This is a genomic window from Solwaraspora sp. WMMD1047, from assembly GCF_029626155.1.
Classification (GTDB): Bacteria; Actinomycetota; Actinomycetes; order Mycobacteriales; family Micromonosporaceae; genus WMMD1047.
Genome location: NZ_JARUBL010000001.1, coordinates 1,263,432 through 1,290,233 on the forward strand (window position 1 = coordinate 1,263,432; position 26,802 = coordinate 1,290,233).

Here is a 26,802-nt window from a genome sequence, read left to right on the forward strand (position 1 = left end):
GGTGATGCGGATGTTCGCGCTGCGGTGCCGGCTGTGCCGTGGCGAGCTGACCGAGACCTTCGTCGACCTCGGCATGTCTCCGCTCTGCGAGAGCTACCTGCCGGCCGACCGGTTGGACGCCCCGGAGACCTTCTACCCGCTGCACGTGCGGATCTGCCCGGACTGCCTGCTGGTCCAGCTGCCCGCGTACGTCCCGGGGGAGGAGATCTTCGCCGAGTACGCGTACTTCTCGTCCTACTCGGACTCCTGGGTGGCGCACGCCCGGCGGTACGCCACCGCCATCGCCGACACCCTCGGGCTCGGGCCGACCAGCCTGGTCACCGAGGTCGCCAGCAACGACGGCTACCTGCTCCGCCACTTCGTCGAACGCGGCGTACCCGTGCTCGGCGTCGAGCCGGCGGCGAACGTCGCCGAGGTCGCCCGGTCCCGGGGCGTGCGCACCGAGGTCGAGTTCCTGGGCGCCGAGTCCGGCCGGAAGCTGGCGGAGCGGTTCGGCCGCGCCGACCTGGTGGTCGCCAACAACGTCTACCCGCACGTGCCGGACCCGGTCGACTTCAGCGCCGGGCTGGCCGCGCTCGTCAAGCCGTCCGGCCTGGTCACCCTGGAGTTCCCACACCTGCTGCGGCTGATCGAGCGCCGCCAGTACGACACCATCTACCACGAGCACTACCAGTACTACTCGCTGCGTACCGCGGCCCGGGCGCTGGCCACCGGCGGCCTGGTCGTCACCGACGTGGAGGAGCTCTCGTCGCACGGCGGCTCGCTGCGGGTGCACGCCCGCCCGGCGGCGACCGCCGGCGCTCCGTCCAGCAACGTCAAGTCGCTGCTGGACGCGGAGGCCGAGGCCGGACTGCACACCCTGGCCGGACACCGAGGGTTCGCCGACCAGGTGTTCCGGATCAGGCGGGACCTGCTCGACTTCCTGTTCACCGCCCGGGCCCAGGGCCGGCGGGTGGTCGGCTACGGCGCCCCCGGCAAGGGCAACACCCTGCTCAACCACTGCGGCATCCGGCCCGACCTGCTCGCCTACACGGTGGACCGCAGCCCGCACAAACAGGGCAGGTTCCTCCCCGGTACGCACATCCCGGTCCATCCGCCGGAGCGGATCGACGCCGACCGGCCCGACTTCGTCCTGGTGCTGCCCTGGAACCTGCGGGCCGAGATCTCCACCCAGCTGTGCCACGTACGCCATTGGGGTGGCCGGCTGGTCTTCGCGATCCCGGAGCTGGAGGTGGTCTGATGAAGGTGGTCCTCTTCTGCGGCGGGCTCGGGATGCGGATGCGCGAGGACGCCGCCTCCGCCCCCAAACCGATGGCCATGATCGGCGACCGGCCGCTGCTCTGGCACGTGATGCGGTACTACGCCCACTTCGGACACACCGAGTTCGTGCTCTGCCTCGGCTACGGCGCCGCCGCGGTGAAGGAGTACTTCCTGCGCTACGACGAGACGCTCTCCAACGACTTCACCCTGACGATGGGTGGTCGGGACCTGCGGCTCTTCTCCGCCGACATCACCGACTGGCAGATCACCTTCATCGACACCGGGCTGGACGCGACGATCGGCGAGCGGCTGATCCGGGTCCGCCGGCACGTCGAGGGGGAACCGGCCTTCCTGGCAAATTACGCCGACACCCTCACCGACGCCCCGCTGCCGTCGATGATCGACCGGTTCCAGCGCGGCACCGCGGTCGCCAGCCTGCTCGCGGTGCCGGTGCAGTCCACCCACCACGTGATCGACATCGGACCGGACGACCGGGTCAGCCGGGTCCGGCCGATCCGGGACCTGATGCAGTGGGAGAACGGCGGCTACTTCATCCTCCGGCCGGAGATCTTCTCCGTGCTGCGGCCGGGCGAGGACCTGGTGCCGCAGGGGTTCGCCCGGCTGCTGCCGGACGGCCGGCTGATGGCCCAGCGCTACACCGGGTTCTGGCGGGCCGCCGACACCTTCAAGGACCGGGCCGAGTTGGAGGAGCTGTACCGTTCGGGCCGCTGCCCGTGGATGCTCTGGGACCACCACCGCAACCGCGACCAGCAGGAGGCGCCGGCCGGGCGGGCCGCGGTGGAAGCTTCGGTCGCGCGGTCGTGACCGCCGGCCTCCGGCTCACCGGCGTACGGTCCGTCGTGCTGCTCGGGGCGCACCCGGACGACATCGAGATCGGCGCCGGTGGGCTGCTGCTCGCGCTCGGCGAGCTGCCCGACCTGCGGGTGCACTACGTCCTGCTGACCGGTACACCGGCCCGGCAGGCCGAGGCGCGGGCCGCGGCGACGGCGTTCCTGCCCGCCGCCCGGGTCAGCCTGGCCCTGCACGACCTGCCGGACGGGCGGGTGCCGGCCCGCTGGCTGGCCGCCAAGGAGATCGTCGAATCCGTCGCGGCGGCGGCCGACGCGGATCTGGTCGTCGCGCCCGACCCTGACGACGCCCACCAGGACCACGCCACCCTGGCCCGGCTGGTCCCCACCGCGTTCCGGGCCGGACTGCTGCTGCACTACGAGATCCCGAAGTGGGACGGCGACCTGAACCGGCGCAACGTCTATCTGCCGCTGACCGAGGAGCGGGTCCGGCGGAAGGCGGCGCTGCTGCGCGGGTGCTACCCGTCGCAGGCCGGCCGGGACTGGTGGGACGAGGAGGTCTTCCTCGGCCTGGCCCGGCTGCGCGGGATGGAGTGCCGCAGCCGGTACGCCGAGGCGTACCGCTGTGACAAGGCGGTCGTCACGCTGTGACCGCGGGGTGGTCGATCACGGGACGACCGGCCGTCCGTTGTCGAACCAGACGTTCGTGTTCTCCCATATGATGCCGGCCTGATCGGGGCGGGCGATGATGCCGTACCGGTAGTTGCGGCCGAACTTGTTGTCCTTGAACACGATGTTGGCGCCGACCAGGTCGGTGCGCACCCCGATGGACCAGTTGCCGCCGTCGCAGTAGTTGTTCTCGAACAGCAGGTTGCGGGTCGAGGGAGCGGTCTCCGAGCCGAGCATCAGGCAGGCGTTGAGCGGATCGTTCGTCGCCGCGTCGTAGACCTGCAGCGTGTTGCGGCGCACCACGACGCCGACCCCGCCGGTGATCTGCAGCGCGTCGTTGTGGGTGCCCGGCAGCCGGGCCAGGTCGTGGATGTAGGAGTCGACGACGGTGGTGTTGGTGCCGAGCCGCGGGCCGTCGGTCATCCCGTACATGTTGACCCGGCGCAGCGTGTAGTTGCCGCAGCAGATCGTCACCCCGTTGCGCCCCAGGCCGTCGATCTCGACATCCTCCACCACCAGGTTCACCGCCGTGCTCATGGTCCGGATCGCGTACGCCGGGCTGCCGCAACTGATCTTCGACTTGGTGATCCGGACGTTGCGGGCGTACACGTTCACGCATCCGGTGATGTTGAGGCCGGTGACCACCTGGTTGTCGGTACGCAGGCTGAGCGCGCCGGAGTCGCGCAGCTTGGTGCCGGCGGGAACCCCGGTGGTGGCCGCCGACGGCCAGTAGCTGATCGGCGTGGGCGGAGCCGTCGGCGTCACCTGACGGCTCCGGGGTGCGTCCGCCAGTTTGACGACCGCGCCCACCGCCAGAACGCCGAGAACGACCACGCCGACGAGCATCCAGCGCCGACCGCCTCGACCCGGGTCGGGTGAGGTCGGTGCGATGCCAACGGATTCGTCTCGCAGATAAGACATGAGTAGCTCCCCAGGGGGGCTGGCTTGGCCACGGGTCGTGGTCCGGCGGCTGACCGCCGGGTGGCTCCGGAGCCGCCGTTGGCGACGTGAATACTTATGGATGAATCATACGAGGAATGGCCAAATACCACATTAAGTGGATCTGACGGATCGTAGACACGCGACAAAGAGCCCCCCGGACGGGCCGGGGGGCTCGGACGAGCGGCTGGGCCGGCTCAGTCGGAGTCGACCGAGACCTTCTTCGACTTGGCTCCCCGGTCCTCGACGCTCGACTTGCCGGAGCGCTTGCCGGTGTCGCCGGTGCTGGTGATCCGGGTCGGGACCGGCTCGCGGCCACCCTCGCCGGGCACCGCCGCGACGGTTGGTTCGCCGGCCACGCCGCCGCCCGCCGACTCGCCCGCCAGGACGGGCTCCGGGTCGGACTCGTCCTTCGGCCGGGTCGCCGCCGCCGACCCGTTCGGCTGGGTCGCCGTCACGGGCTCGGTCGCGGTCACGGGCTCGGTCGCCGCCGCGGGCTCGGTCACCGCCGCGGCCTGGGTCGCCCCGACCGGCTGCTCGCGGACCTCGGCGCGATCGCCCCGGCCACCGTCCGCGCTGGCGCCGTCCGGGCCGCCGCCGTCCATCGACTCCGCCACGTCGGCCACCCGCTGCATGTCCGCCCCCGCCCGGGCGGCGTACCGCTCGGCCTGGTTGGCCTGCCGCTGGGTCTCGGAGAGCCGCTTGCGCTCCAGACCGAGCTGCCGCTGCGCGTCGGCGAGCCGCTTGCGGATCTGGTCGGACTCGTTGCGGGAAGCCACCGTGTCCTGCCGGATGTCGGCGAGGGACTGCTGCGCCCGGGCGATCTCCTGCATCACCTCGGCGAGCTGCTGGCGACCCACCGCCGCCTCCTGCTGGGTGGTCGCCAGATGCTGCTGCGTGGTGGCCAGGTGCTGCTGGGCGGTCGCGGTGTACTCCTCCATCTGGCGGCGGGACGCCGCCGCCGACTCCTCGGCCTCGCGCCGCAGCTCGGTGGCGTAGTCGTCGGCCTCCCGCTGCACCTGCGCGGCGTACTCGTCGGCCTGGCCGCGGATGTCGGCGGCGACCTCCTCGGCCTGCCGGCGGATCTCGGTGGCCTCCTGGTCGGCGCCGGCGATGAGTACGCCGTACTCCCGTTCGAGGTCGGAACGGCGGCCGGCGAGATCCCGTTCCGCGGCGGCGGCCCGGTTCTCGAACTGGAGTTCCAGCTCCGCCTTGCGGTCGGCGAACTGCTTCTCCAGGGCCTGCTTGCGGGCCGCGTACTCCTGCTCGACGGCCTGCTTGCGGGCGGTGATCTCCTGCTCCGCGGTGGACTTGCGCTGGTTGACCTCGCGCTCCACACCGGTCCGCCAGGCACCCAGCTCCTGCTGGGTCTGGGCGCGGACCTGGCGGGCGTAGTTCTCGGTCTCCGCCCGGGACCGGCGCACCATCTCCGCGGTCTCGTCGGCGATCCGCTTCGCCTCCTGCTGGGCCTTGGCGTGCGCGGCCTGGCCGGCCTCGCGCAGCCGGGTCGTCTCCTGCTGGGCCTTGGCGTGCGCGGCCTGGCCGGCCTCGCGTAGCCGGGTCGCCTCCTGCTTGGCGGCCTCGATCATCCGCTTCGACTCCTCGGCCGCGCCGTCGCGCAGCCGGCCCGCCTCCTGGAGCGCGACCTCGGTCACCCGCTTCGCTTCCCGGGTGGCGCTCTCGGTCATCCGCTTGGACTCCTGCTGCGCCTTGGTGAGCGCGGCCTGGCCGGCCTCGCGCAGCCGGGTCGCCTCCTCCGCGGCGGTGTCGCGCAGCTCGGCGGCCTCGCGGACCGCCTTGGCGTGCGCGGCCTCGCCGGCGTCGCGCAGTCGGGCGGCCTCCTCGGCGGCGGCGGCAACCGCCGCGTCGGCCTCCGCCTGGCGGCGCGCGGTGACCTGCTCCTCCTCGGAGCGCCGGGTGGCCAGGGCGATCTCGAAATCGCTCAGGGCGGTCTCGGCCTGCTCGCGGGCCTGGGCGAGAATCTGCTCGCCCTCCGCGCGGCGCTCGGCGAGGTGCTGCTCGGCGTCGACCTGGATGCTCTCGGCCTGCTCCTCGGCGAGGGCCAGGATCTGCTCGACCACCGGGCCGAGATGGCGGAAGGAGGCCCGGTCGACCACGCCGACCTGCCGGCGGACGTTCACCAGGTCGCGCTGCAGCGCCTCCACCTGGCCGGCCAGCTTGTGGATCTGCGTGTATGCCTGTTCGCGCTCGGCGGCCAGCGTGTTGATCTCGTTCTCGGCGCGAGCGACATAACGGTCAACCTGCCGTCTATCGTACCCACGCAGAGCGGACTCGAAGCTCGGCTCCGTAGAGACGTCCCCGCTGAGAGCGAACAGATCTTCGCCGTGCGACATACCCCCATCCTCACACGCATCGCCCAGTTGCGCGGCGATACCGAGGGCGCTGATGGGACGAAACTCACTGCTTGGGATATCTCAGACCTGACGGACTCCTGTTCGGACACGCTACAGGGCCGTACCGGAAAAAATCCGGCCGGCCCTGTCGCTGCCCCGCGCCTCCGCGCGTTCCGGGGCCGGACGGCCGGCCCCGGGGAGTCGGGCGACGGACATCCCGCCGCCCGATCGGTCACGCCTCCGCCGGCACCTTCTTGTCGTCCGACTCGTCCTTGCCGGCCGGCTGGGCGTCCGCCCCCTTGGCCGCCTGCCCCACCGTCGGCACGATGCCGGCCAGACCGGAGAGCATCTGACCGAGCTGCGAGGTGACCGCGTCCTTCTGCCGGGTCAGGTCCTCGACCTCGCGGCGGGCGGTCTGGGTGGTCAGCTCGGCCTCGGTACGCGCCTCGTTGATCAACCGGTGCGCCTCGGCGCGCGCCTCGTTGAGGGTCTTGTCCGCCAGCGCCTTCGCCTTGTCGACGGTCTCGTTGGCGTTGCGCTCGGACTCGATCCGGCGGGCCTCGGCCCGCTGCTCGATCTCCTTGGCCCGGTCCTGCGCGGCGCGGGCCCGCTGCTCGGCCTCGCTGACCAGCTTCTGGGTCTGCGCGACCTGGGCGGCGTGCCGCTCGGACTCCTCGCGCTCTGCCTTCTCCCGGCGCTCGGCGAGCTGCAGCTCCAGCGCCTGCAGGTCCTTGTCCCGCTTGTCCCGGGCGTCGGTGAGCAGCTTGGTCGCCTCGGCGCGCTTCTCCTCGGCATCCCGGGCCGCCTTCGCCCGCTGCTGGGTGATCTCCCGCTCGGCGGTCGCCCGCAGGGTCGCCACCTCGCGCTCCACCGTCGACTTCAGCTCGGCGACCTCGTGCGCGGTGACCGTACGCAGCTGCTTGGTCTCCCGGTCGGCGTCGGCGCGCAGCGTGTCGGCCTCCCGACGGGCCTGCACCCGGACCTCGGCTGCCTCCCGCTCGGCGGCGGTGCGGACGCTGCCGGCCTCCCGCTCGGCGCTGGCCTTCATGGCCGCGGCCTCGGCACGGGCCTTGTCGGTGATCTCCCGCGCCTCCAGCCGGGCCGCGGAGAGGATCCCCTCCGACTCGCGCTTGGCCTCGCCGCGGTGGTCGTTGGCCTGCTCCTCGGCCAACCGGAGAATCTGCTCGACCCGGGTGCCCAGACCGGAGAGGGTGGGTCGGCTGTTCTCCTCGAGCTGCTTGTTCGTGTCGGTGAGCTTCTGCTCCACCGCGTTGAGGCGTTGCTCGGCCTGTCGGAGCCGACGCTGGGCGTCGTTCATCCGCTGCTCGGCCTCGGCGCGCGCCTGTTCGGACTGGGTCAGCGCGGCGGTCAACCGGCCAAGATGGCTGTTGACCTGCTCGCGGTCGTAGCCGCGCAGGGCGACGGTGAAGTCGGGCTGCGAGTTGGCGTTATCGAAGAATGTAAGAGGGGAGGACTGCTGCTGGGGCATTGGGACATACTTGCAGACGTACCGGGGTGCTTCGCAAGAGCTTCGAAGCCCTATCGCGTGCCGTTCGTATGGTCAACGACGCCGACCGGCGCGCCACCCATTTTTCCCGATCTTGCCAGCTGCGGGCGTCATCGGCCGGGCCGTCACCGACCGGCCAGCCGGGCCACGATCGGCGCGGCCGCCGCCAGGTTGCCGCCCAGATGCAGATAGCTGATGCCGAACCGTTCCCGGACCGCGAACAGGTGGTCCACACACTCGGCCACATCGCCGCGCAGCACCGCGGGCGAGGCGGCCAACACCGACTCCGGCACCGACCGGGCGTGGCTGGACGTCGACCGGTGCCGCACCCCCCGGTGCGTCACCCGCACGTCGAACATCCGCAGCTGGAACTCCAGCGCCGCCGGGTCGCGGCCGGCCGCCACCGCCGCAGCCCGCGCCCAACCCACCTTGCGGGCCAGCCCGTCCGGACCCAGCTCGGCGGCCGCCGCGAGCGGGTCGACGTCCGGGGCCAGCCGGGGGTTGATCCCGACGATGTCCGCGCACCGCCCGGCCAGCTCCAGCACCCGCCGACCACCGCCACCGACCAGCAGCGGCGGGCGCGGACGCTGGACCGGCCGGGGCAGCCCGACCAGCCCGGTCAGCCGGTAGTGCCGGCCCGCGTGGTGGACCGGGCCGCCCCCGAACAGCGCGGTCAGCACCGCCACCGACTCGGCCAGCCGCGCCACCCGTACCGCCGGGGGGTCGAACGGCAGCCCGGCCGCGTCGTGGTCGGCGCGCAACCACCCGGCGCCCAACCCGATCTCTAACCGACCGCCGGAGAAGACATCGAGGTTGGCCAGCGACCGGTGCAGCACCGCCGGGTGCCGCAGGTCGTTGCCGAGGACCAGGGCGAGCACCCGCAGTCGGCTCGTCGCCTCGGCCGCGACCGTCATCGCCACCACCGGGTCCATCGACCAGCCGCCGGTCAGGTGGTCGGAGACCGACACCGAGCTGAAGCCGAGGTCCTCGATCCGCCGGATCTCGGCCCGCCACCGCGGCACCGGCCGGTCCAGCGGCGGCATCGAGGTGGTGAAGCGGAACCCACGCGGCCCGGTCATCCGCCGGACCATAGGCGGCCACCGGCCCGGCGCCGATGCCGGCGGGCCGGGGCCGCCGGTCGGATTCCGGACAAGGGCGGACCGGCCTCGCCTACCGGGGGCGATCGGACGGCGAACATAACGTGATCGGCGACGGTCCGCTGGAGGTCACGATGACGGTGCTGCACGTCGACTCCGCCGCTGCCGACGAGCAGCGCCGGACCCGGCTCTTCGCCGGTGACCTGTTCGTCTACTCGCCGACCCCGCACTCGATCGAGCTGGCCGAGTTCGCCCGGGTGATGGCCGAGCGGGCCTTCGCCCCGCACTTCCCACCGGACGCCCAACACCACCTCACCGGGCCGGCGTACGTGTCGGTGCTGGCCGGGCTCAAGCCCCGCTTCATCAACCACCCGCGCTGCAAGGAACTGGTCCGCGGCATCCTCGCCGACCTCGGCGCCGACCTGGACCGGACCTACTTCGACGTACCCCGGCTGCGGACCATGACCAGCGAATACCTCAACGCCGGGCTGACCCTGCAGTTCACGCCGCACCGGGACACCTGGTTCTCCGCCCCACTGGCCCAGGTCAACTTCTGGCTACCCGTGTACGAGGTCGAGCAGGCCAACGTGATGGCCTTCCACCAGCGGTACTTCGCCACCGCGGTACGCAACAGCTCGGCCGGCTACGACTACGCGGACTGGGTCCGGCGTGGCCGGGTGGCGGCCGTCCGGCAGGTCACCGTCGAGACCCGGCGCCAACCCCGGCTGGAACAACAGATCGACCGCGAGCCGGAGCTGCGGGTACTGACGCCCCCCGGCGGCCTGTTGGTCTTCTCCGGGGCGCAGTTGCACAGCACGGTGCCGAACACCTCCGGCCGGACCCGGTTCTCGATCGACTTCCGGGCCGTGCACCTGACCGACCTGACCACCGGAGCCGGCGCGCCGAACGTCGACGCCGCCTGCCGGGGCAGCAGCCTCGGCGACTTCCTGCGGGCGGCCGACCTGGCCCCGCTGCCCCGCGAACTGGTCCGCGCGTACGAGGCCACCGGTCCCGGTGCGCCGGTCAGTGTCCCGGCGCCGGCTCGACCAGCTCCACCAGGACCCCGCCCGCGTCCTTCGGATGGACGAAGTTGATCCGCGAGTCCGCCGTACCCCGTCGTGGGGTGTCGTAGAGCAGCCGCAGCCCCCGGTCGCGCAGCGCCGCCGACGCGGCCGCCACGTCGGCGACCGTGTACGCCACCTGCTGCAACCCCGGCCCGTTGCGGTCCAGGAACTTCCCGATCGGCGAGTCGGCCGACAGCGGCGCCAGCAACTGCAGGCAGCCGCCCGCGACGGACGGCCCGACCGCCAGCATCGCCTCCCGGACCCCCTGCTCCGGGTTGGTCTCGGTGTGCACGCAGCGCATCCCGAAGACCCGCTCGTAGAATGCGATCGCGGCATCCAGATCGGCCACCGCGACGCCGACGTGATCGATGCGGAGCAGGCCGATCCCTGTGACCAACTCGGCAGCGGGCTCGGGCGAGGTCTCTTCCGTCATCCCGCTAGTCTGGCTGAACACCCGTTCAGGACTACGGCCGACCCACCACCCCCGCGGTCGCCGGGCACCCCACCCCTCGGAGGCGAACAGTCATGACTTCGGTGATCGTCAGCGGCGCGCGTACCCCGATGGGCCGGCTGCTGGGCAACCTGAAGGACCTGCCGGCCACCCGGCTCGGCGCCGTGGCGATCGCCGCCGCGCTGGAGCGGGCCGGCATCCCCGGCGACCAGGTGCAGTACGTGATCATGGGGCAGGTGCTGCAGGCCGGCGCCGGCCAGATCCCGGCCCGGCAGGCGGCCGTGGAGGCCGGCATCCCGATGTCGGTGCCGGCGCTGACCATCAACAAGGTCTGCCTCTCCGGGCTCGACGCGATCGCCCTGGCCGACCAGCTGATCCGGGCCGGCGAGTTCGACATCGTGGTGGCCGGCGGGATGGAGTCGATGACCAACGCCCCGCACCTGCTGCTCGGCCAGCGCACCGGCTACAAGTACGGTGACGTGGTGGTACGCGACCACATGGCCATCGACGGCCTGACCGACGCCTGGGACTGCTGCTCGATGGGGGAGTCCACCGAGCGGCACAACGCCGGGCGGGGCATCGACCGCGCCGCGCAGGACGCCTTCGCGGCGGCCAGCCACCAGCGCGCGGCCGCCGCGCAGAAGAACGGTGCGTTCGCCGAGGAGATCGCCCCGGTCCGGATTCCCCAGCGCAAGGGCGACCCGCTGGTGATCAGCGAGGACGAGGGAATCCGGCCGGACACCACCGTCGACACCCTCGCCAAGCTGCGCCCGGCGTTCAGCGCCGACGGCACGATCACCGCCGGCAGCTCCTCGCCGATCTCCGACGGCGCCTGCGCGGTGCTGGTGATGAGCAGGACGAAGGCGACCGAGCTGGGCCTGAGCTGGCTCGCCGAGATCGGCGCGCACGGCAACGTGGCCGGGCCGGACAACTCCCTGCACTCCCAGCCGTCCGCCGCCATCGACCACGCGCTGCGCAAGGCCGGCCTGACCGTCGCCGACCTGGACCTGATCGAGATCAACGAGGCGTTCGCCGCGGTCGGCGTCCAGTCGACCCGGGACCTCGGCGTGGATCCGGAGATCGTCAACGTCAACGGCGGGGCGATCGCGCTCGGCCACCCGATCGGGATGTCCGGCGCCCGGCTGGTGCTGACGCTGGCGTACGAGCTGCGCCGGCGCGGCGGCGGCACCGGCGCGGCCGCGCTCTGCGGCGGCGGCGGCCAGGGCGACGCGCTGATCATCCACGTACCCGCGGCCGGATGACCGGACCGGCGGCGGCAGCGGGCAGCATCCGGCGCAGCCGGGACGTGCCGATGCTTGTCGAGCGCGCCCGGGGCGGCGACCCCCGGGCGGTGGCCCGGCTGATCACCCTGGTCGAGTCCGGCGACGAACTGCTCCCCGAGGTGGCGGCCGGGCTGGCCCCGTACACGGGGAAGGCCCAGGTGGTCGGCCTGACCGGCTCGCCGGGGGTGGGCAAGTCGACCACCACCAACGAGCTGGTCCGGCAGTTGCGGGCCCGGGGACACCGGGTCGGCGTGCTGGCGGTCGATCCGTCCAGCCCGTTCACCGGCGGGGCGATCCTCGGCGACCGGGTCCGGATGCAGGACCACGCCACCGACCCCGGCGTCTACATCCGGTCGATGTCCAGCCGGGGACATCTCGGCGGGCTGGCGGCGGCCACTCCGCAGGCGGTGCGGGTGCTGGAGGGCGCCGGCTGCGACGTGGTCCTGGTGGAGACCGTCGGGGTCGGCCAGGCCGAGGTCGAGGTGGCCTCGCTGGCCGACACCACGCTGGTGCTGCTCGCCCCCGGCATGGGCGACGCGATCCAGGCGGTGAAGGCCGGCATCCTGGAGATCGCCGACATCTTCGTGGTGAACAAGGCCGACCGGGACGGCGCGGACGCCACCGTCCGCGACATCCAGGGCATGATCGCGCTCGGCGAGCGCGGTCCGGGCCAGTGGCGCCCGCAGGTGGTCCGGGCGGTGGCCGTGCGGGCCGAGGGGATCGACGAGGTCGCCTCGGCCATCGAGAAGCACCGCGGCTGGCTGGTCGAGCACGGCGAACTGCGCCGCCGGCGCGAGGCGCGGGCCGCCGCCGAGGTCGAGGCCATCGCGCTCGGCACGCTCCGGGAGAAGTTGGGCTCGGTCCGCCACGGTACGGCGTTGCCGGCGCTCGCCGCCCGGGTCGCCGACGGCACCCTCGACCCGTACGCCGCCGCCACCGAACTACTCGACCAACTCGATCACTGACGCGCGTCGACGTCCCTGATCCGCGGTCGCGCCGGTCGCCGAGGTTCTGACGCGGCACCGGTCCCCGCTGTGGCGGCGCTGGCGTTACCCTTCCCGGGTGAGCAGGACGGTGCGGGTCGATGCGATAACGGTCGGGTACGGCAGGGGCGAGCCCGTGCTGCGCGGGGTGTCGGCGGTGGCCGAGCCGGGCCGGATGCTCGCCGTCACCGGCCCGTCCGGGGCGGGCAAGACCACCCTGCTCTGGGCGATGGCCGGCCTGCTGCGACCGGTCGAGGGCAGCGTCACCGTGGACGGCGAACCGCTGCGCGACCGGGACGACGCGGTCGGTCGGGGCGTGGTGCTGGTGCCCCAGGACAACGGCCTCGCCGCGATCCTGACCGCCGGGGAGAACCTTCAGGTCGCGCTGATCGCCGCCGGCGCGCCGCCGGTCGACGCCCGCCGGTCCAGCGCCGCCGCGCTGGAACGACTCGGCCTGGCCGGTCAGACCGACCAGCTCGTCGAGGAGCTCTCCGGTGGCCAGCAGCAGCGCACCGCGATCGCGCGCGGCCTGGCGCTCGGCGGCGACGTCCTGCTGGCCGACGAGGTGACGAGCGAGCTGGACGCCGGCAACCGCCAGCGCGTGCTGGAGCTGCTGCGCGAGGAGGCCGACCGGGGCGCGGCGGTGGTGTTCGCGACCCACGACGCCGAGGCGGCGGCCGCCTGCGACGCCGAACTGCACCTCCTGGACGGCCGGGCCGAACTGCTCCGCGCCGCCCCCATCGCAGCCTGAGCCCCACCCTTGCACCTCCGATGATCGCGAGGGGTCGGAGGGCCCGAGCACGGCGAGCGCGCTGACCAGCGCTCAACCGGGTAGATCCGGACAGTCGAGTCGCGAATCGTCTAAGTCCGAATGGTGGACTCGATGATCGACCCGGGTCCCGGTGGCGTCGGGCTCCATGATCACGCACCGGCGTTTGGCTGAGACCCGGAACACGGCCGTAAAATCAACTCCGGGCCGATGAAGATCATATTTGCGGAGGAGGGTCCCATGCCGGGTTTCTCGACGGGCGCGCAGACAAGCGCTGACGCCCGTCCATTCACCCCTTCCTGGAGGATCAGTGACCTCTTCCATCCGCTGGATCTCTATTGACTGTGCCGATCCTTATCCGCTGTCCCGTTTCTACGGAACCGTGACCGGATGGTCAACTGACGATGAAGACCAGCCCGGCCACGACGAGTGCGCCGTGCTGCCGCCTGCGCCAGGGCACCCTGGCCTGCTGTTTACCCGCGTTCCGGAGATGAAGGCAGGCAAGAACCGGCTGCACCTCGATCTGCAGCCGTTGGACTGCACCCGAGACGAGGAGGTCGAACGGGTCGTCGCGCTTGGTGCCACGCTCATCGCGGACCGGCGTGGCCGAGGACAAGGCTGGATCGTGCTCGCCGACCCGGAGGGCAACGAGTTCTGCATGAACACGAGTCCCGCCGAGCGTGACACGTCTGGATGACGTCGACGGCCGAGGACGCGGACGCTGGCGTCCGCGCCCTCGGCTGGACGGGCCGGTCTCCTTCCCGGACGGCGGCGGCCGGTCCGGTCTCGTCCTTCTCGATGATGCCGCCGGGCAAACTCCCAGCCGAAGGAGTCGGTGACGACGTTCGCCGTGCGCGTGCCACATCGTTGTGTGGTCGCTGTTCGGATCCATGGTCTGTGACCTGGGAGAAGCGGCGCGTATAAAGGTCGGCGCATTTGGTCTCGTCGCGAAAGTATCGGGAAAAGTTTTATCGAACACCTGTTCGGGGTGGTGTGGGGTGTTCGGATGCGAGATAATTGTTGAATGCGGCAGCTGCAGTTGTTCAGTCGGCTGAGCTGGGCAGAATGCGGGACCGGGCAAAGTCCCGCAACTACTGTCCCAGCCGTGACGAATTCCGCCGGGTCCACGAACGACACCGCGCGTGGGGCCTGCGGCGGCGGCACGCCGAGCGGCTACGCCGGGTCCGGGGCGGATCGGGCGCCCTCGCCGTGACGGCCGAACCGGCACGAACCGATTCCGGGCCAGGCCGAGAACGTGGCTGCCAAGCTCACCGCGGGGTGATCGCCGTGCCAGAGCATCACCATGCGGCCGGCACCGCTATAGCGGGCGAGGTGCGGGTCGGTGAGCCGGAAGCTGTCCGGGAACTGGCCGGGCATGAGAGACGACAGATTTCGCTAACGGCCACGGCGACAGCGGAAGCCGAAGATCGCGCAATACGTACGCCAAGCGGACCCAGGCGGCATCCGTATAACTCACGGGCACACGGCGAGCAGGGCGCAGGCCGAGATCGGATCGATCGAGGTGCGGGTGGCCCGGGATCGAAGGAACGTTCTCTGTCTGATGCGAACTGCGTGGTCAGCGCGATTTGCGGAGCTGCTTGGAAACGGACCACGAATGACAGGCGCTACCCTGACTCCGTCACGGGACGCTCCCCACCGCGAATGCGCCGCCCCATTCGTCCGTGCGGTGCGGCAGACCATCGTCGAATCCGGGCGGCAGCCAACCGGGATTGCCGGCACGGGTCCTTGCAGCCGACCCGCCTGCGGCTGCTGCTCGATCCGCACGCTGCGCGAGGTGCTGGGCTGTCCGCTTGCCTGGATGCGTGCCGGTCCCACGACGGCCCGGTGGGTGACGTTCGAGGGTGACGTTCGGGGGCTGCCCAGGGGTGGGTTGCAGGGGGTACTGTGCCGAGCCATCGGATACCGCTGAGCAGCCGTTCGCACCCACCGAGGCCAGGGGAGACGACATGACCGAGATCGCGACCGGGATTCCGGGACAGCGCCGCGACGATTCGCCGGAGGCCGGCACCGGGCCGGTCGCCGACGGGCTGGAGCAGGCCACCGAGGCGGGTGGGCCGGGTCCGGCCGGGACCGCCTTCGAACGGTTCGGCGACCGGGCCGGCGAGGCGGTCGACCGGGCCGGGGACGCCGTCGAGCGGGCCGCCGCCGCGTCCGGGCGGGTCGCCTCGCAGGTGGTCGACCGGCTGCGCAACAGCGCCGAGCTGGCCGCCGAGCGGGGTACCACGATCATCGCCGACGAGGTGGTGGAGAAGATCGCCGGCATCGCCGCCCGCGAGGTGCCCGGGGTGTACGACCTCGGCGGCGACGTGGCCCGGTTCTTCGCCTCGGTCAAGGACCGGATCGGGTTGGGCGACGATGACGACGACGCGGCCCGGGGCATGTCGGTCGAGCTCGACGGCCGCAGCGCCGTCGTCAACATCACCCTGGTCATCGAGTACGGCTTCGTCGTGCACTCGGTGACCGAGCGGGTCCGGGCCAAGGTGATCGGTGCGATCGAGAACCTGCTCGGCCTGGACGTCACCGAGGTGAACATCCGGGTCGACGACGTGCACGTCGAGGACGCCGGACCGGTCGGAGACGACGAGGCGAGGGCAGCCGACGACCCGGCGTGAGCCGGCGGTTACCGGTCGGTCGGTGGTGACTTAGCGATCGTTCAGGAACGCCCCCTACACTCGACCACAGGTCGAGAACTCGAGGAGGAGCGCTCCGGATGAACGCCGACGAGATCGCCGCCGGCCGGGCCCGCTGGCAGGCCCGGTACGACGCCGCGAGCAAGCGGACCGCGGACTTCACCACCCTCTCCGGGACGACCGTCGACCCGGTGTACGGGCCACCCGAAGGCGCCGACCACCCCGGCTTCGAACGGATCGGCTGGCCGGGCGAGTTCCCGTACACCCGGGGGTTGTATCCGACCGGCTATCGCGGGCGGACCTGGACCATCCGGCAGTTCGCCGGATTCGGCAACGCCCGGCAGACCAACGAGCGGTACAAGATGATCCTCGGCGCCGGCGGCGGCGGGCTGTCGGTGGCGTTCGACATGCCCACCCTGATGGGGCGCGACTCCGACGACCCGCAGGCGCTCGGCGAGGTGGGCCACTGCGGGGTGGCCATCGACTCGGCCGCCGACATGCAGACCCTCTTCGACGGTATCGACCTGGCCGGCGTCACCACCTCGATGACCATCTCCGGGCCGGCGGTGCCGATCTTCTGCATGTACCTGGTCGCCGCCGAGCGCCAGGGCGCCGACCTGTCCCGGTTGGACGGCACCCTGCAGACCGACATCTTCAAGGAGTACATCGCCCAGAAGGAGTGGCTGTTCGACCCCGAGCCGCACCTGCGGCTGATCGGCGACCTGATGGAGTACTGCGCGGCTGAGATCCCCCGGTACAAGCCGCTGTCGGTCTCCGGCTACCACATCCGGGAGGCCGGCTCGACCGCCGCCCAGGAACTGGCGTACACGCTCGCCGACGGGTTCGGCTACGTCGAACTGGGGCTGTCGCGCGGGCTGGACATCAACACGTTCGCGCCCGGACTGAGCTTCTTCTTCGACTCCCACCTCGACTTCTTCGAGGAGATCGCCAAGTTCCGGGCCGCCCGGCGGATCTGGGCCCGGTGGCTGCGCGACGTCTACGGCGCCACCGACGAACGGGCCCTCTGGCTGCGCTTCCACACCCAGACCGCCGGGGTGTCGCTGACCGCCCAACAGCCGGTCAACAACGTGGTACGCACCGCCGTCGAGGCCCTCGCCGCGGTGCTCGGCGGCACCAACTCGCTGCACACCAACGCACTCGACGAGACGCTGGCGCTGCCGACCGACGAATCGGCGGAGATCGCCCTGCGTACCCAGCAGGTGCTGATGGAGGAGATCGGCCTGACGAACGTGGCCGACCCGCTCGGCGGCTCCTGGTACGTCGAGGCGCTCACCGACCGGATCGAGGCCGAGGCGGAGGAGATCTTCGCCCGGATCCGGGGGCTGGCCGGCGACGGCCCGCACCCGATCGGGCCGATGACCGCCGGCATCCTGCGCGGCATCGAGGACGGCTGGTTCACCGGCCAGATCGCCGAGTCCGCCTTCGCCTACCAGCAGGCCCTGGAGAAGGGCGACAAGAAGATCGTCGGGGTGAACTGCCACACCGGTACGGTCGCCAAGGAACTGGAGATCCTGCGCGTCTCGCACGAGGTGGAGGTCGAGCAGCGCCGGCTGCTGGCGGGGCGGAAGGCGGCCCGGGACACCCCCGCCGTCGAGGCGGCGATCGCCCGGCTGGTCGAGGTGTCCCGCACCGACGGCAACCTGATCCCGGCCATGCTCGACGCGGCCCGCGCCGAGGCCACCCTCGGGGAGATCTGCGACGCGTTGCGCACCGAATGGGGCATCTACCGCGAACCGGCCCGGTTCTGATCCTGCCGGTCGGGCGCGGGGCGGTGATCGCAGTCGTTCCGTGGTAAGCACTTCCGGTGACTGGACTGGCGGTGGCGTGTCGGCGCGTGGTGCACATCTATCGGGCCGGCGCGGGGGACGTGGTGGCGCTCTCCGGGGTCGATCTGTCGATCAACCCGGGGGAGATGCTCGCGCTCGTCGGCCCGTCCGGGTCTGGTAAGTCCACCCTGGTCGCGCTGCTCGCCGGCCTGATGCGGCCGTCCGCCGGCCGGGTCAGCGTCGGCACCTACGACCTCGGCAAGCTCACCGACTCCGAGATCTCCCGGCTGCGCGGCACCGAGATCGGGGTGGTCCTGCAGGGCGCCGCCCGCAACCTGCTGCCGTACGCGACGCTGCACCGCAACGTCTGGCTGGCCCAGCGCCGGGCCGCCGCCACCGCCGGGATCTCACTTGACGACCCCGAGCGGATCCTCGACCTGGTCGGCCTCGCCAACCAGGGCACCGCCAAGATCGACCAGCTGGCCCCCGGCGCCCGCCAGCGGGCCGCCCTGGCCGTCGGCATCGCCGCCTCACCCGGACTGCTCCTGGTCGACGAGCCGACCAGCCAGCTCGACACCCACGGCCGGGACGAGGTGCTGGCCGCCCTGGAGACCGTCAACGCCGAACGCGGCACCACCATCGTGGTGGTCACCCACGACGGCGAGGTCGGCGCCCGGCTCGGCCGGGCGGTGACCATCCGGGACGGCCGGGTCGGCGCCGAGGGACGCGACGGGCAGGACTTCGCCGTCGTCGCCGGCGACGGCACGGTGCAGCTGCCACCCGAGGTGCTCAGCGAATTCCCGCCCGGCACCCTGTTCACCGTCGACCGCGTCGACGGGACGGTCAGCCTCGTGATCGGGGGCGCCGGCCCGCTGCCCGACGGCGTACCGCCCGCGCCCGGGCCGGCGGCGGACACTGGCCGGCCGGCCTGATGATCGCCCTCGTCCTCGCCGCGATCCGGGCCCGCGGTGCCCAGGCCGCCATCCTGTTCGCACTCACCGCACTGGCCCTGGCCACGGCGACCGCCGCGCCCTGGTACGTGATCGCCACCGCCCGGTCGGTGGCGCTCGCCGACGTCGCCGCGGCGCAACCCGCCCACCTCGCCGCCCGCGCCGTCGGCTCGATCGACCTGCCCAGGCCTCCCGCGGTGACCACCGGCGCCGAACTGCTCGATCAGGCCCGCTCCGCCGGCAGCGCGTCGATCGAGGTGCCCGGCGCCAGCCCGAGCGTCGCGATCTGGCTCAGCGGCCGGGCCGCCGGGGCCGCCGATCCGATCGGCCTGCCGATCGCCTACCGGGACGAGGTGTGCGCCGCGCTGATCATCGACGGCGCCTGCCCGACCACCCCGGACCAGGCGCTGCTCAGCCGGCGTACCGCCGAGATCCTCGGGGTGTCGACCGGCGACGAGGTGACCTTCCGGACCAACACCGGCGGTGTCGCCCCGCTGCGGCTGACCGGTCTCTACCAGGTACGCGAACCGCTCGACCCGTACTGGGCGCTCAGCGACCTGGCCTCGGCGGGCGGTAGCCAGGCCGCGTCGGCCAGCGTCGGCGACCCGCTCTTCGTCCTCGCCGACGCGCTGACCGGCCTGCAGGTGGAGAAGCTCAACGCCGACTACCACCTGACCCTGCCGACCGAGGCGTTCCTCGGCGCCGACGGCTACGACATCAGCGCCGATCTGGCACTGCAGCGGGAGCGGCCGGGGACGCGGTGGCGGGTGGAGACCGCCGCCCCGCAGCTGGCCGACCGGGTGACCCGCGAACGTCACCTGCTCGAACTGGGGGTGTCGATCGCCGCGGCGCAGCTGCTGCTGCTCTGCTGGTGCGCGCTCTACTTCGCGGTCCGGCACACCGGCGAGGCGCGCCGGGCCGACATCGGGCTGCTCAAGCTGCGCGGCGGGACCAGACGGCGGGCCTGGAACCTGGCGGTCGCGCAGAGCGCCGTACCGATGCTGGCCGGAGCACTGGTGGGCGCCGCAGCCGGCGCCCTCGGCGCCTGGCTCTTCGCCGGCGGCATCACCGAACCGGACCAGATCCAGCTGGCCCTGGGCCTGTCCGGGGTGGCCGGCGCGGCGGCGCTGGCCGGGGCGTTGATCGCGGTCTGCCTGCCCGACCTGCACTGGCTGGGTCGCGACGTCACCGACCTGCTGCGCCGGGTTCCGCAACGGCGGGGCTGGCGGGCCGACGTGACCGACCTCGTGGTCGTCGCGGTCGCCGTGGCCGGGATCTACCAGGCCTACGCGGTCACGGTCGAGCCCGGCGAAGCGGCCGGGCTCACCCTGCTGGCCCCGGCGCTGATCGCCCTGGTGGTGGCACTGCTGGCGGCCCGGACCCTGGCCCCGCTGGCGGCCGTGACCGGCGCCCGGGCGTTGCGGGCCGGCCGGCTGCCGGTGCTGCTGGCCGCCACCTCGATCGCCCGGCGGCCCGGAACCCATCGGGTCTTCGCGCTGCTCACCGTCGCGGTGGCGATCCTGGCGACCGCCGTCTTCGGGGTGTCCGCGTCGACCCGGGCCGGGCAGCTCCGGGCCGGACACGACATCGGCGCCGACCGGGTCCTCACGGTCGAGGCCCGCAGCCGGGCGCACCTGCTGACCGCCGTCCGGGCGGCCGACCCCACCGGCCGGCAGGCGATGGCGGTGGTCCGGGGGGCCGGTGCCGGGGGCCGGGCCACCCTGGCCGTCGACTCGCCCCGCTTCGCCTCGGTCGTCACCGAGCCGCGGCACTACCTGCCCGCCGGGTCGGCCTCGCCGGCGGAGCTGCTCCGGCCCGCGGCGCCGGAACCGGTCCGGGTCGGCGACGGGGAGCTCACCCTGGTCGCCTCCGGCGCGCCGGTGCTGGTGACCGCGCAGTTCGTCACTATCGAGGGGCGGACGGCCAACGTGGACTTCGGCCCGATCGGTGCCGCCCCCGCGGCACATCGGGCGACGGTCACCGGCTGCGGTGACCCGGCGGCCGGGGGCTGCCGACTGGTCGGACTGGGCCTGTTCGAGCCGTCCGTCGACGGTCCACCGGTCGAACCCGACCCCGGCCGGCAGGTCCGGATCGACGGCCTCTCCGGACCGGCCGGGCAGCTGCTCGACGCCGCCGTACTCGCAGACCCGGCCCGCTGGCGGGGCGACCTGCGCGCGGAGGTGCTGGGGGTCACCCTCGTACCGACCGGGGGTCAGCTCACCGTCGTCGCCGGGCCGCGGCCACTCACCCCCGGGGTACGGCGGTCGACCTGGGCGTACCTGGTCGACGGGCCGTCGCCGGTGCCGGTTCTGCTCGCCGGCGAGCCTGGCGAGCAGGTCCCGGGGGACCCGCGGGCACCGGTCTTCGGCGGCCTCGATCTGCCGGCCCGGGTCGTCGCGGTCGTGGAGCGACTCCCGCAGCTTCCCCGCGGCGGTCTGCTCGTCGACCTGGAGTACGCCGACCGGATCGCGCCGACCGCGGGCGGCACCGGTGACCTGTTGCAGGTCTGGCTGGCCGCCGAGGCGCCGGCGGGGTTCCCGGACCTGCTCGCCGACCAGGGCCTCACTGTCCTGACCACCGAGACCATCGCGGAGACCGCCGACCTGATCAGTGCGCAGGGTCCACCGGCCGCCAGCCGGTTCCAGCTCTTTGCCGGGATGATCGGCCTGCTGATGGGGGCCGGTGCCCTCACCGTGGCCGCCGCCGCCGAGCGGCCGGACCGGGCGGCCGAGCTGGCCGCGCTGCGGGTGCAGGGGATGCCGGCCAGGCCGGTACGCCGGGTCATCTACGGCGGCCCGCTGCTGCTGGTCGGACTGGCGGTCGGGCTCGGGGTGGCCGCGGCGGTGCTGGCCCGCGCCGTGCTGCCGCCGGCGATGCCGCTCTTCGTTGACAACTGGCGGGTGCTGCCGCTGCCGGCCGGACCCGCGCCCGTACCGGTGCTGCTGGCGGTGCTCGCCGGCCTGGTGACGTTCGGCGGGGCGGCGGCGATCGCCGCCGGCCAGCTGGTCCGGGCGGTGCTGGGTCGGTCCGGCCATGGCACGGGGGAGGGCACGTGATCTCGCTGGTCCTGTCGATGCTGCGGGCCCGCCGCGGTCCGGCCGTGGTACTGGCGCTGCTCAGTGTCTTCGCCACGGCAGCGGCGGTGGCCGGTCCCGCTTATCTGCGCGCGGTTGATCGCGCGGCCGTCGCCACCATCGTGGCGGGGGCGGACCGGGAGGAGCTGACCATCGCCGTCAGCGGGGTGACCGGGGAAGCGGGCGGGCGTCCCGAGTCGTTCGACTCGCTGGCCACCTCGGTGCTCAAAGTGCCCGGCTTCACCACGGTCTACTCGGCCGAGTTCCAGGTGCTGGGGGTGGAGGAGGGTGACCAGATCGTCTCGACGCTCACCCTGCGGGAGGACGTCTGCCCCCACTTGGAGATCATCGCCGGCCGTTGCCTGATGACCGCCGGCGAGACGGTCATCGGGGAGTCGACGGCGGCCCGGCGGGGGGTCGGACCGGGCAGCACGGTGACCGTGGTGGCGGCCCGGTACGACGAGCTCTCCAAGCGCTTCGTGCCGGTAGGCGAACCGGCGACGCTCACCGTGGTCGGCGTCTACCGGCCGGTCGACCCGGCCGACGTCTACTGGGGTCGGGCGACCTACTTCCTGCCGGGCAGCCCGGACCACTACCGCGAGCCGGTCTTCGTCACCCGGCCCGGATTCGACGCGATCGACCATCCGGGCGACGTGCGGGCCGTCAGCGCGCGACCCGGCCCGGACGCGTTCACCATCGAAGGGCTGCCGGTGCTCCGGGCCGACCTGGACGAGTTGGGCGCGGATCTGGGCTCCGAGACCGCCTCCCCGGTCGGCCAGTACGCGCGGGTGGAGGTGGACCTGCCGGACGTGCTGGATCGGATCGACCGGTCCCGGGAGCTGGCCCGGCAGGTGGTGCCGGTCGCCGCGGTGCCGTTGGTCGCCCTCTGCTGGTTCGTCATCTTCCTGTCGGTCGGAGCCGGCACGATGGCCCGCCGGCACGAGCTCGGGCTGGTGGCTCTGCGCGGCTCCCGATGGCCGGTGCGGTGGTGGCTGACCGGCGGTGAGAGCACCCTGGCGATCCTGGCTGGCGCCCCGATCGGGCTGGTCGCCGGCCTGGTGGGCGTCGATCTGCTGGCCCGGGCCCGGTTCGGCGGCGGCATCGACGGCGTCAGCGGACCGCTGGTGGCCGGCGCCGTGCTGCTGGCGGTCGGCGGGGCGGTGCTGGCCGGCCTGCTCGCCCAGCGCCGGGAGCTGGCCGGCCCGGTGGTCGATCTGCTCCGCCGGGTACCCGCCCGGGTGACCGGGTGGCGATCGCTGGCGATCGAGGCCGTCGTGGTCGCGCTGGCCGTGGTGGCGGCCTTCCAGCTGCGTGGGTTCGACGGCGAACTGGTCGGCCTGTCGCTGCTGGTGCCGGGGTTGGTCGGCCTGGCGGTGGCGCTGCTGATGGCCCGGCTGGTGCTGCCGCTGGCCGACCGGGCGGGTGTGCGGGCGCTGCGGCGGGGTCGGATCGGCCCGGCCCTGGGCGCGATCCAGCTCGCCCGCCGGCCCGGCGCCCAACGGCTGTTCGTGCTGCTGGCGGTGGCCTCCGCGTTGTTCGGATTCGCCACCGTGGCGGTGGATGTCGCCGCCCAGGGCCGGACCGACCGGGCGGAGCTGGCCACCGGGGCGGACCGGCGGATCACCGTGCAGCCGTTGACCGGGGACAAACTGCTCACGGCGGTCCGCGGCGTCGACCCGGACGGCCGGTACGCGATGGCGGTCGGGTTGGTGCCCGGGGAGGGCGACAACCGACCGCCGGTCCTGCTGGCCGACTCCGTGGCGCTGCCCCGGGTGGCCTACTGGCGCTCCGGGGACGGCGCCCCGTCGGCCGACGCGGTCACCGGACTGCTCCGACCGGCTACCGACGAGCCGTTCGTCCTGCGGGACACCCGGGCCACGCTGTCGGTGCAGGGTCCGCCGCCGCCGGTGCCGGGGAAGCTGACCGTGACCGTGGTGCTGCGACCGCTCGCCGGCGGCCAGGCGATCCGGGTGCCGTTCGGGCCGATCGCGGCCGGTGCCGGGGACTACTCGGCCGAGGTCACGGCCTGTGCCGACGGCTGCCGGGTGGTCTCGGTGGAGGCGGGCCTGGAGCAGTACACCGAACCGCGGGCGGAGCTGCTGGTCACCGGGCTGCGCGCGGGTGACACCGGGGCCACGGTGATCGACGCGGCCGCGTTCGCCGGCCGCTGGCGGACGTCCGCCCCCGAACCGGCGGCCGACGGGCTCCGGCTGGCGGTGGCTGTGCCGATCCCGGCGAACGGGATCATCGCCCGCCCGAACGACGCACCGGAGCAGCTGCCGGCAATCGTGGCCGGCGAGTTGCCGCCGAGCGGGGCGATGGCCGTGCTGGACGCCGTCCGCCGGCCGATCGAGCAGGTCGGCGCCGCCGCCATCCTGCCGCGGGTCGGCGGCACGGGGGTCCTGGTCGACCTGGAGTACGCCGCCCGGCAGTCGACCGCGAGTACCTTCCTGCCGGAGGCGGAGGTCTGGCTGGGCCCGGACGCGCCCCCGGACGTGCTGGACCGGCTCCGGGGTGCCGGGCTGACGATCCTCGAAGAGGACACCGTCGTCGAGGAGCGGGACCGGCTGGACCAGCAGGCGCCCACCCTGGCCATCTGGTTCCACCTGCTGGCCGGCGGCCTGGCCGTGGCGTTGGCGCTCTGCGGACTGGTGCTGGCGGGGGTCGCCGACCGGCGCCGCCGCCGCGACGACACCCGGGCGCTGCGGCTGCAGGGCCTGCCGGCGCGGATCACCGACCGGGCCGAGCTGTGGAGCCTGCTGCCGCTGGTGGCGGCCGCTTTGCTGACCGGGTTGGTCGGTGCGGTGGTCGCGTGGTGGCTGACCGGCGAGTATCTGCCCCTCTTCGTGGATCGAGAGTTCCCGATGGTCGCGTCGGCCTGGCCGGACCCGGTCGTGGTCGGGCCGCAGTGGGCGGCGATCGCATTGCTCATCGCGGGGGTGGCGGTTGCCCTGGCGCGGGCGGCGCGCGTGCGAGACTAGACAACCATGAGCGACCCACGGATCACCTCGTCGATTTTCACCCGCGGCGCGGTAGACCTCGGCGCGCTGCGTAGCGCCGCCCAGCCGCCCGCCCAGTCAGCCACCCGGCCCACCGAGCGGGGCGCGCCGGCCGGCGCCGCCCCAGCCGGCCCCGGCGGTGCCGCCGTGATCAATGTCACGGAGGCGACATTCCAGGCCGAGGTGCTGGAACGCTCGCTCACCACACCGGTGGTGGTGGACTTCTGGGCCGAGTGGTGCGAGCCCTGCAAGCAGCTCTCGCCGGTGCTGGAGAAGCTCGCCGCCGAGGGCGGCGGCGCCTGGGTGCTGGCCAAGATCGATGTGGATGCCAACCCGCGCATCGCGCAGATGTTCCGGGTCCAGGGCATCCCCATGGTGTACGCCGTGGTCGGCGGGCAGCCGGTCGACGCCTTCTCCGGCGTGGTTCCCGAGGCACAGCTGCGGCAGTGGATCGGCGCGGTCCTCAAGGCCGGCGGGGTCTCGGTGGAGGAACCGGAGGACCCTCGGCTGACCGAGGCGGACGAGGCGTTGATCACCGGTGACCTCGACGTGGCCGAGCGGGCGTACAAGAAGATCCTGGCCGAGGCACCCGCGGACCGGGCGGCGGAGGCGGGCCTGGCGCAGGTCGGGCTGGCCCGCCGGGTCACCGGGGTGAACCCGGCGGCGGTGCTCGCGGCGGCGCAGGCCGCACCGGACGACCTCGACGCCCAACTGCTGGCCGCCGATGTCGAGATGGCCAGCGGCCAGGCCGAGTTGGCGTACCAGCGGCTGGTCGGGCTGGTCGGCCGGACGGCCGGCGAGGAGCGGGAACGGGTTCGGCAGCACCTGGTGTCGCTGTTCACGATCGCGGGTCCGGACGATCCGGCGGTCGGCGCGGCCCGGCGGGCACTGGCGCGGGCGTTGTTCTGACTCGGGCGTTGTTCTGACGGAGGATGGCCCAGGCGGCGTCCGCACCGGATGATTGCCAGGAACTGGCAGGCCAGCCGCGTGGCCGCGACGAGGACGGGAGCCCATGATGCGCCGGATCGCCGTCCTCGACGCGCCGTCGAACCTGGGCCTGCGGCCGCCGACGGTCTCCTCCGTCCCCGGCTGCGCCAAGGCACCCGGAGCGCTGCGCGACCACGACCTGATCGGTCGGCTCGGCGCCCGCGACGCCGGCTGCCTCACCCCGCCCCGCTACGACCCGGGGGGCTGGCGGCCGGGCGACGGGGTCTGCCACGCGGACGAGATCGGGGCGTATTCGATGGCGCTGGCCGAACGGGTCGGCGCCATCATCGATGTCGGGGAGTTTCCGCTGATCCTCGGCGGTGACTGCTCGATCCTGCTGGGTGCGGCGCTGGCCATGCACCGGCTCGGCGAGGCGGTGGGCGGCCGGATCGGGCTGATCTACGTCGACGGCCACTCCGACTTCCGGCACCCGGGCAACGCCTCGTATGTAGGCGCCGCGGCCGGTGAGGGACTGGCGCTGGTGACCGGGCGGGGCCAGGCCGACCTGGCCGCCATCGAGGGGCGCCGCCCGTACTTCCGGGACATCGACGTGGTGGTGCTCGGCATCCGGGCCCAGGACGAGTACCGGCTCGACCTGCAGGCGGCCGGGATCGTGACCCGGCCGGCACCACCGCTGCGGGCCGAGGGCGCGGCCCGCAGCGCCCAGTGGGCCCAGGACCAGCTGGCCGACTGCGCCGGCTACTGGGTGCACGTCGATGTGGACGTGCTCGACCCGGCGGTGATGCCGGCCGTCGACGCCCCGGACGCCGGTGGGATCGCCTTCCCGGAACTGGAGCTGCTGCTGGCCGGCCTGGTGGCCAGCCCGCACTGCCTGGGCGCCGAGATCACCGTCTTCGACCCCGACTACGACCCGGACGGCGGGTACGCCGCCGAGATCGTCGCGACGCTGGTGGCCGGCCTCACCCCGCTCACCGAGCCGGAACCGACACCCGCGCCGGCGCCCCGGACGCCGGTCAGTGAACCGGCGCCGGCCCTGCCTCGGCCACCGGCCGGCGCGGCACCGTCCTCGCCGTCGGCGGCGGCGCCGTCCTCGGTAGCGCCGTCCTCGGCAGCACCGTCCTCGGCAGCACCGTCCTCGGCGGCGCCGTCCTCGGCCGCTGGCGGGGGGTCGTCGTTAGCGGCCGGCGCGATGCCGTCTCTGCCGGCCG

Annotated in this window: 19 protein-coding genes and 1 pseudogene; 15 read left to right on the forward strand and 5 right to left on the reverse strand. The window is 73.2% G+C overall.

Annotation, left to right across the window (positions count from 1 at the left end; genetic code table 11):
* Positions 1-10 precede the first annotated feature (10 nt).
* From O7627_RS05900 to O7627_RS05910, 3 genes are read left to right on the forward strand one after another with little or no spacing between them, the layout of a single operon-like run.
* Positions 11-1,240 carry a class I SAM-dependent methyltransferase gene (locus O7627_RS05900; RefSeq protein WP_278092479.1) on the forward strand — a complete coding sequence of 410 codons (1,230 nt, stop codon included), beginning with the start codon at positions 11-13 and terminating at the stop codon, positions 1,238-1,240.
* Positions 1,240-2,085: a glucose-1-phosphate cytidylyltransferase gene (locus O7627_RS05905; protein WP_278092480.1), complete on the forward strand. Its 846-nt coding sequence runs from the start codon at positions 1,240-1,242 to the stop codon at positions 2,083-2,085. Before O7627_RS05900 ends, O7627_RS05905 begins: the two co-directional genes overlap by 1 nt.
* Positions 2,082-2,720, forward strand: a complete 639-nt coding sequence (locus O7627_RS05910) for a PIG-L family deacetylase (protein ID WP_278092481.1) — start codon at positions 2,082-2,084, stop codon at positions 2,718-2,720. The genes O7627_RS05905 and O7627_RS05910 overlap by 4 nt, the downstream gene beginning before the upstream one ends.
* A 15-nt stretch (positions 2,721-2,735) precedes the next feature.
* On the opposite strand, the gene O7627_RS05915 is transcribed toward O7627_RS05910, so the two are convergent.
* From O7627_RS05915 to O7627_RS05930, 4 genes are all read right to left on the reverse strand, one after another.
* Positions 2,736-3,659 (reverse strand): hypothetical protein, encoded by a 924-nt coding sequence (locus O7627_RS05915; RefSeq protein WP_278092482.1) that lies wholly within the window; start codon positions 3,657-3,659, stop codon positions 2,736-2,738.
* 215 nt (positions 3,660-3,874) lie between these two features.
* Positions 3,875-6,031, reverse strand: coding sequence for a hypothetical protein (locus O7627_RS05920; protein ID WP_278092483.1), 2,157 nt, complete (start codon positions 6,029-6,031; stop codon positions 3,875-3,877).
* Between the two features lie 232 nt (positions 6,032-6,263).
* Positions 6,264-7,520, reverse strand: coding sequence for a cell division protein DivIVA (locus O7627_RS05925; protein WP_278092484.1), 1,257 nt, complete (start codon positions 7,518-7,520; stop codon positions 6,264-6,266).
* Between the two features lie 143 nt (positions 7,521-7,663).
* Positions 7,664-8,617, reverse strand: coding sequence for a TIGR03621 family F420-dependent LLM class oxidoreductase (locus O7627_RS05930; protein WP_278092485.1), 954 nt, complete (start codon positions 8,615-8,617; stop codon positions 7,664-7,666).
* A 152-nt stretch (positions 8,618-8,769) separates the two neighbouring features.
* Here O7627_RS05930 and O7627_RS05935 point away from each other — a divergent pair, with 152 nt between their 5' ends.
* The gene (locus O7627_RS05935) at positions 8,770-9,729 is read left to right on the forward strand and encodes a hypothetical protein (RefSeq protein WP_278092486.1); all 960 of its coding nucleotides are present in this window, start codon (positions 8,770-8,772) and stop codon (positions 9,727-9,729) included.
* On the opposite strand, the gene mce is transcribed toward O7627_RS05935, so the two are convergent.
* A complete protein-coding gene (mce, locus tag O7627_RS05940) occupies positions 9,659-10,132 on the reverse strand; it encodes a methylmalonyl-CoA epimerase (RefSeq protein WP_278092487.1) in 474 nt (157 codons plus the stop codon). The genes O7627_RS05935 and mce overlap by 71 nt on opposite strands.
* A gap of 92 nt (positions 10,133-10,224) precedes the next feature.
* Here mce and O7627_RS05945 point away from each other — a divergent pair, with 92 nt between their 5' ends.
* The 11 genes and pseudogenes from O7627_RS05945 to O7627_RS05995 all read left to right on the forward strand — a co-directional run.
* Positions 10,225-11,412, forward strand: a complete 1,188-nt coding sequence (locus O7627_RS05945) for an acetyl-CoA C-acetyltransferase (protein ID WP_278092488.1) — start codon at positions 10,225-10,227, stop codon at positions 11,410-11,412.
* Positions 11,409-12,398, forward strand: coding sequence for a methylmalonyl Co-A mutase-associated GTPase MeaB (gene meaB / locus O7627_RS05950; RefSeq protein ID WP_278092489.1), 990 nt, complete (start codon positions 11,409-11,411; stop codon positions 12,396-12,398). Before O7627_RS05945 ends, meaB begins: the two co-directional genes overlap by 4 nt.
* Positions 12,399-12,495: 97 nt before the next feature.
* Positions 12,496-13,167 carry an ATP-binding cassette domain-containing protein gene (locus tag O7627_RS05955; RefSeq protein WP_278092490.1) on the forward strand — a complete coding sequence of 224 codons (672 nt, stop codon included), beginning with the start codon at positions 12,496-12,498 and terminating at the stop codon, positions 13,165-13,167.
* Positions 13,168-13,495: 328 nt separating this feature from the next.
* Positions 13,496-13,882 carry a VOC family protein gene (locus O7627_RS05960; RefSeq protein ID WP_278092491.1) on the forward strand — a complete coding sequence of 129 codons (387 nt, stop codon included), beginning with the start codon at positions 13,496-13,498 and terminating at the stop codon, positions 13,880-13,882.
* A 1,270-nt stretch (positions 13,883-15,152) separates the two neighbouring features.
* Complete coding sequence (locus tag O7627_RS05965; RefSeq protein WP_278092492.1) at positions 15,153-15,818, forward strand: Asp23/Gls24 family envelope stress response protein; 666 nt, start codon at positions 15,153-15,155, stop codon at positions 15,816-15,818.
* 98 nt (positions 15,819-15,916) lie between these two features.
* Positions 15,917-17,605, forward strand: coding sequence for a methylmalonyl-CoA mutase family protein (locus tag O7627_RS05970; RefSeq protein WP_278092493.1), 1,689 nt, complete (start codon positions 15,917-15,919; stop codon positions 17,603-17,605).
* 56 nt (positions 17,606-17,661) lie between these two features.
* Complete coding sequence (locus tag O7627_RS05975; protein ID WP_278092494.1) at positions 17,662-18,555, forward strand: ATP-binding cassette domain-containing protein; 894 nt, start codon at positions 17,662-17,664, stop codon at positions 18,553-18,555.
* Positions 18,555-21,629: an FtsX-like permease family protein gene (locus O7627_RS05980; protein WP_278092495.1), complete on the forward strand. Its 3,075-nt coding sequence runs from the start codon at positions 18,555-18,557 to the stop codon at positions 21,627-21,629. The genes O7627_RS05975 and O7627_RS05980 overlap by 1 nt, the downstream gene beginning before the upstream one ends.
* On the forward strand, positions 21,626-24,628 hold the full coding sequence (locus O7627_RS05985; protein WP_278092496.1) for a hypothetical protein: 3,003 nt from the start codon (positions 21,626-21,628) through the stop codon (positions 24,626-24,628). Before O7627_RS05980 ends, O7627_RS05985 begins: the two co-directional genes overlap by 4 nt.
* Positions 24,629-24,634: 6 nt before the next feature.
* Positions 24,635-25,555, forward strand: coding sequence for a tetratricopeptide repeat protein (locus O7627_RS05990; RefSeq protein ID WP_278092497.1), 921 nt, complete (start codon positions 24,635-24,637; stop codon positions 25,553-25,555).
* A gap of 103 nt (positions 25,556-25,658) precedes the next feature.
* Positions 25,659-26,573, forward strand: a pseudogene (locus O7627_RS05995) (arginase family protein); the annotation flags it as partial.
* Positions 26,574-26,802: the final 229 nt, after the last annotated feature.